Origin of the sequence: Haloferula sp. A504, from assembly GCF_044385805.1 — a bacterium.
Taxonomy (GTDB): Bacteria; Verrucomicrobiota; Verrucomicrobiia; order Verrucomicrobiales; family Akkermansiaceae; genus Haloferula.
Genome location: NZ_JBISBU010000246.1, coordinates 1 through 324, shown reverse-complemented (window position 1 = coordinate 324; position 324 = coordinate 1). Strand labels below are relative to the sequence as shown.

The window sequence follows — 324 nt, the reverse complement described above, 5'->3', positions numbered from 1 at the left end:
TTCGACACCGTCACCCCGTTGCTCAACGCCTCGCCGGCCGTCCCGGTCAGCTCCGTGTCCGCATTCGTGTTCAGCGTGTCGCTGCCGCCCGCGGCATCCAGCGTGTTGATGCCGGTGAAGCCGATCCCGTTGGTGTCGCCCGCCTCGTTGCCCGTCAGGTTGATCGTGTCGTCGCCCGCCGTGTTCGTCAGGCTGCCGTTGGTGCTCGCAAGCGTCTCGACGTTGCTCAACGCCACACCGTTCGTCGTCAGCGCACCCGCGCCGTCAACCGTCGCCGCCGCATTCGTGTTCACCGTGTCGGTCCCCGCGGCCAGATCCATCGTG

At 67.6% G+C, this 324-nt stretch carries 1 protein-coding gene; it reads right to left on the bottom strand.

The features are described 5' to 3' along the window. Positions 1–324: hypothetical protein (locus ACG2LG_RS24365; RefSeq protein ID WP_396263524.1), on the bottom strand; the 324-nt coding region annotated here is incomplete at both ends.